This is a genomic window from Streptomyces durbertensis, assembly GCF_014156695.1.
In the GTDB taxonomy this organism is placed as follows: Bacteria; Actinomycetota; Actinomycetes; order Streptomycetales; family Streptomycetaceae; genus Streptomyces; species Streptomyces durbertensis.
On sequence record NZ_WMLF01000359.1, the window covers coordinates 1 to 5,629 of the forward strand.

Consider the following 5,629-nt stretch of genomic DNA (forward strand, 5'->3'; position numbering starts at 1 on the left):
CCGCCCGCCCGCCGCTGCCGGTGCCGCCGGGGGCCGCGCTGGACCTCCTCAGCCGGCGGGCCACGCTGCGGCTGGAGGAGGCGACCGCCGCCATCGCGGGGGCCTACGAGCGCTACCGCCGCCGCGACCCGGCGGCCAGCGGCGGTGTCGTCGCCGAGGAGGTCACCGGGGACGACATCGAGCGGCGGCTCGGCGAAGCACTCGGTAGCGCCCGCAAGGAGGTGCTGCGCTTCGACACCCCGCCGTACTTCTGGTCCTCGGCGCGCGGCGCGGACAGCGAGATCGCGATGCTCCAGCGGGGGGTGCAGGTGCGCGCCGTCTACGCCCGCGCCTCGCTGGCCCACCCGGGCCATCTGACGACGAACATCCAGCCGTGCGTGGACGCCGGGGAGCAGGCCCGGGTGCTGCCGGAGCTGCCAGTCAAGCTGACGATCATCGACGACCGGGTCGGCTTCGTGAGCCTGTCGATCGCCGACGTCGACATCAGCGGCAGTCTTCTGGTCGTCCGGCCGAGCGGGCTGCTGACGGCGCTGCGGGCGCTGTTCGAGGCGTGCTGGGAGCGTGCGCTGCCGATCCAGTCGGTGACGGGCTCGGCGCCGGCCTCGGCCACGCTGTCCGTCCGGCCGGGGCCGACCGAGCGGCGCATCCTGGCGATGCTGGTGGCCGGGGTGCCGGACTCGCAGATCATCCGGGAACTGGGCGTCAGCCGCCGGACGTTCTTCCGGCGCATGGAGCTGCTGATGGCACAGGCGGGCGCCGCCTCCCGGTTCCAGCTGGCGCTCCAGGCGCAGCGGCGCGGCTGGCTCTGAGCGGCCGCGGCCGACCGGCCGTCGCGGCCGTTCCCACGGTTTCAGCCACGCTTGACGGCGGGCATTCCGGACCAACTTCGCATAACTCCCCGGTTACCGGCGGGCACCTTGGTGTCGTTGGCACAGCTGTGCCTCCCCGCGGCGGGCGGGTCGGCTAGAACCTGTTACCAGCCACCCCCCACTCTCGCCCCCCAACGGGAAGGCCCCCATGCGACGTTCGGGACCGACACGCCTCGTTCTGGGCGCGGGAGCAGTGGCCCTGGCCGTGCTCGGCACGACACTCGGCACCGCAGGAGCCGTGTCGTCCGAGTCACGGCCGCTCGGCGAGATCCGCGGCGCCGACGTCGGACCGACGATCCGCGGTGAGTACATCGTCGTCCTGAAGAAGACGGGACCGAAGGCCGGCTCGGACAGGTCGACGGCCGAGGACGTGCGCTCCCGGGCGCGAGGCCTGGCCGCCCGCTACGACGGTTCGCTGCGGCGCACCTACAGCGCGGCCCTCCAGGGCTTCTCGGTCCGGATGAGCGAGGCCAAGGCCCGCCGGCTGGCCGCCGACCCGGCGGTCGCCTACGTCGAACCCAACCGGGTCGAGTACGGCGACGACGTGCAGACCGACCCCGTGTGGGGCCTGGACCGCGTCGACCAGCGCGACCTCCCCCTCGACAAGCGCTACGAGTACACCCGGACCGCCGGCAACGTCACCGCCTACGTGGTCGACTCCGGAGTCCGCGTCGGACACCAGGAGTTCGAGGGCCGGGCCAGCCACGGCTACAACTTCGTCGACGGCAACACCACCGCGAGCGACTGCCACGGCCACGGCACCCATGTGGCGGGCACCATCGGCGGCCGCACCCACGGGGTCGCCAAGAAGGTCCGGATCGTCGCGGTGAAGGTCCTCAACTGCCAGAACTCCGGCACCACCGACAACGTGCTCGCCGGCTACGACTGGGTCGTGCGCAACGCCAAACGGCCGGCCGTCGCCAACGTCAGCATCGGCGGCTCGCCGGCCGCGGCCAAGGACGCGGGAGTCCGCGCGATGGTCCAGGCCGGCATCACGGTCGCCGTCTCGGCGGGCAACAAGGACACCGACGCCTGCACGCAGTCGCCGGCCCGCGAGCCCAGCGTGATCACGGTGGCCGCCACCGCGTCGAACGACCGCCGCTCGACCTTCTCCAACCACGGCACGTGTGTGGACGTCTTCGCGCCCGGCACGTCGATCGTCTCCGCCGGGCACGGCTCGAACACGGCCACCGCGACGATGAGCGGCACGTCCATGGCGGCGCCGCACGTCACCGGGGTCGCCGCGCTCCACCTGGCGGGCGACCCGGGCGCGACGCCGCAGAAGGTGACCGACGCGCTGCTGGGCGCGGCGAGCCGCGGCAAGGTGGTCGGCCCGGGGGCCGGCTCGCCCAACAGGCTGGTGTACAGCGGGCTCTAGGGGGATCTCACAGGGCTTGTGCGACCTGCTCGACGGTGTGACCCCGTCCCGAGCCAGGCCGGCTCTCCTTCGGGTGGAGAAGAGCGGTCTGATCAGGGCGCGGCGGCGGGGCGTCGAGTGCGCGGGGGGCGGGAGCGACCGGCGCGGCCGTCCGACGGAGGGGATCGGGCGTCCGCCGGTCGCCCCCGGGACACCACACCCGCCGGGCGCGTGCCGGAGACCGGTGACAGGTCCGGCCCGGCGCGCGGCACGGCCCGGGTACGCCGCCCGGCGGACTTCGGTCAATCACCGGGCGGATCAGGTCACTTGGTCGGCTTACGCCCGGTCACGCCGAGGTGCACCAGGAGGGAGAGCGTCGGCTTCAGGTCGGCCTGCTTGACGCCCCAGCCCTGGAAGCCGCGCTGGTGGCCGGCGACCGAGGCGAGCATCGTCACCAGGGAGGCGGCGACGGCCGCCGGGTTCACCGAGTCGTCGACCCGCCCCTTGGACTGGAGTTCGGCGATGGCGTCGCGCAGCGAGTTGCCGACCGAGGTGAGGATCCGCGTACGGATCTTGGTGAACCGCTTGTCGCCCTCGGCGGCGCCCAGGTCGATCACCCGGAGGATCGCCTCGTGCCGGCGCCAGAACGACAGGAAACCGTCCACGAGTTCGTCGGCGGTCTCCTTGGCCGCCCGGCCGGCCCACGACCGTCCGGCGACCAACTCGTCCAGCGCCGCGCCTTCCCGGGCGGTCTCCTCGGCGATCTCCAGCACCGCACCCTCGACATCGGGGAAGTACTGGTAGAAGGTGGCCGGCGAGGTGCCCGCCCGCCGCGCGACGTCGATGACCTTGACGTCGCGGTAGGGGGAGGAGCTGAGCATCTCGCCGAGGCAGTCGAGGAGCTTCTGGCGGGTCGCCTGTCCGCGCCGTCCGGCCACGCGGCCGTCAACTGTTCGTACTTGTCCTGTCATGCCGTCAGCTTACCGACGGCCGGAGTTGGCGCGATCTGACCGCCTGCAAACGGGTACCCGCAGCTCAATACCTCCCGTTGGGCGCCCGATGGCCTGATCCGTACGCCACCCCGCCACCCGCCGGACGGCCCGGCGCGGAGTGGCGGAACGCCGCGAAAGGGACAGACTGGTCATCGGACGGGGTATGTACCGAGAGACCGGTGAACCGAGGAGAGGGGCCGCAGATGCCCGACGCCGCACTGGGGGCGCCCTGCTGGGCCGACGTGATGCTGCCCGACCTGGCCGCCGGCAAGCGCTTCTACGGTGGGCTGTTCGGGTGGACCTTCGACGAGTCGGCCGAAGGCGCGGACGTCTACACCCCCGCACTGCTCGGAGGCAGGCGGGTCGCCGCCCTCGGCCGCAAGTCCGACGGCCGCATGCCCACGGCCTGGACGCTCTACCTGCACACCCCGGACATGCCCGCCACCGTCGAGCGGGTGCGTGACGCCGGCGGCACGCTGATCGGCGGACCCCTGCGGGTGGGCGACGGCCCGGCCGGGGTCACGGCGGTGGTCGCCGACCCGGACGGCGCGGTGTTCGGCCTCTGGCAGCCGTTGTCCTTCGCCGGGTTCGAGGTGCGCGACGAGCCGGGCTCCTATCTGTGGGGCGAGTTGTACGCGCGGGACAAGGAAACGGCGGACGACTTCTACCGGGCCGTTTTCGACTACGCGACGACCGACATCAGCGAGGAGGACGCGGACTTCCTGCTGTGGGCGCCCGCCGGTGGGCCCGCGGACGCGGAACACGCCCTCGGCGGACGGGCGTTGGTCGCCCAGGTTTTCCCTGCGGAGATGCCGCCGCACTTCCTCACCTACTTCGCCGTGGCCGACTGCGACGAGGCGGTGAGCAGGGCCGGGGAACTGGGTGGAAGGACCGTCTTCCCCGCCGAAACAAGCCAATACGGGCGTTTTGCGGTGCTTGTCGACAACCAGGGCGCGACGTTCGCGGTACTCGATTCGTCCGTCACCGGCCAGGACGGCTGACGACGGGGCCGGTATGCCGGACCATGGGGGATGGACCGGTGAGCACCGGCGGGGCCGAGTGACCCCGTCCGGCCCGGGGAGCCCGGACGCCCGGGGTACCTCGGGAGACCCGGGGGCCGGGAACGCCGGAGAGAAGCAGTCGACGGGGGAGCGGAGCGTTGCGAGTGAGTGTGCGAAGCGGTGGGGCGGTCCACGGGCCGCCCCACCACAGGTGTGCGGATGCCGGGCGGGCCGGCCGGGACGGCCGACGGACCGGGGGATTCCGCCCCCCGGTTCGCGACTGTCGGCGGCAGGGGGAAGAATCACCTACCGGACCGGCGCACCCGACGACCGTGGCGGTCCGGGAAGACGAGCTTCCGGCGCCCCGCCCGGCGCCGGTGACGACGACCGGTCCCTCCGGGGAGGTGGAAGGCACGTGGTGGAACAGCTGACGCAGCACGACCCAAGACGGATCGGCCCGTTCGAGGTGCTGGGCCGGCTGGGTGCCGGCGGCATGGGTCTGGTCTACCTGGCCCGGTCCGCCTCCGGGCGGCGGGTCGCGATCAAGACGGTCCGCACGGAGCTGGCCGAGGACCAGCTCTTCCGGGTCCGCTTCACCAGGGAGGTCGAGGCGGCGCGCGCGGTCAGCGGCTTCTACACCGCCGCCGTCGTCGACGCCGACCCGAGGGCCGCCGTGCCCTGGCTGGCCACCGCCTACGTGCCCGCGCCCTCCCTGGAGGAGATCATCAACGAGTGCGGGCCGATGCCCGCACAGGCCGTGCGGTGGCTGGCCGCCGGCATCGCCGAGGCGCTGCAGTCCATCCACGGCGCCGGGCTGGTCCACCGCGACCTCAAGCCGTCCAACGTGCTCGTCGTGGAGGACGGGCCCAGGGTGATCGACTTCGGTATCGCCTCCGGCGTCTCCAACACCCGGCTGACCATGACCAACGTGGCGGTCGGCACCCCGGCCTACATGTCGCCCGAGCAGGCCAGGGACTCCCGCAGCGTCACCGGGGCCAGCGACGTGTTCTCGCTGGGCTCCACCCTCGTCTTCGCCGCCACCGGGCACGCGCCCTTCCACGGCGCCAACCCGGTCGAGACGGTCTTCATGCTGCTGCGCGAGGGCCCCGACCTGGAAGGGCTCCCGGAGGACCTCCGGCCGCTCGTCGAGGCCTGCATGAACCCCGAGGCCGAACTGCGGCCCACCCCCGCCGACCTCCAGGCGCAGCTGGCCCCGCACCTGTTCTCCTCCGGCGGGGACGACAGCGGCACCGCGTCGGCCTGGCTGCCGGCCGGCGCCGTCGAGCTGATCGAACGCAAGCGCGGCGGCCGCTCACGCCCGGTGCGGCGCCCCGCCCCGCTGGCGCCCGAACCGGTCCCGTCGGCGCCCGGCCCCCAGCGGCCCGCCGGCATCGGCGCGCCGGTCTCGCC

Annotated in this window: 5 protein-coding genes; 4 read left to right on the top strand and 1 reads right to left on the bottom strand. The window is 73.4% G+C overall.

The window, feature by feature from the left end:
• Both GL263_RS20210 and GL263_RS20215 read left to right on the top strand, forming a co-directional pair.
• Positions 1-809, top strand: an 809-nt coding sequence (locus GL263_RS20210) for a helix-turn-helix domain-containing protein (protein WP_182857153.1), incomplete at its 5' end; no start/stop codon positions are given.
• Positions 810-1,017: 208 nt separating this feature from the next.
• Entirely contained in the window at positions 1,018-2,247 is a 1,230-nt protein-coding gene (locus GL263_RS20215) for a S8 family peptidase (protein WP_182857154.1), read from the top strand.
• 302 nt (positions 2,248-2,549) lie between these two features.
• Here GL263_RS20215 and GL263_RS20220 read toward each other — a convergent pair whose 3' ends face one another.
• Positions 2,550-3,197, bottom strand: a complete 648-nt coding sequence (locus GL263_RS20220) for a TetR family transcriptional regulator (RefSeq protein ID WP_182857155.1) — start codon at positions 3,195-3,197, stop codon at positions 2,550-2,552.
• 224 nt (positions 3,198-3,421) lie between these two features.
• Here GL263_RS20220 and kbpA point away from each other — a divergent pair, with 224 nt between their 5' ends.
• Both kbpA and GL263_RS20230 read left to right on the top strand, forming a co-directional pair.
• Positions 3,422-4,219, top strand: coding sequence for an AfsK-binding protein KbpA (gene kbpA, locus GL263_RS20225; RefSeq protein WP_182857156.1), 798 nt, complete (start codon positions 3,422-3,424; stop codon positions 4,217-4,219).
• A gap of 415 nt (positions 4,220-4,634) precedes the next feature.
• Positions 4,635-5,629 (top strand): serine/threonine-protein kinase (locus GL263_RS20230; protein WP_323379492.1); only part of this gene is annotated, 995 nt, incomplete at its 3' end.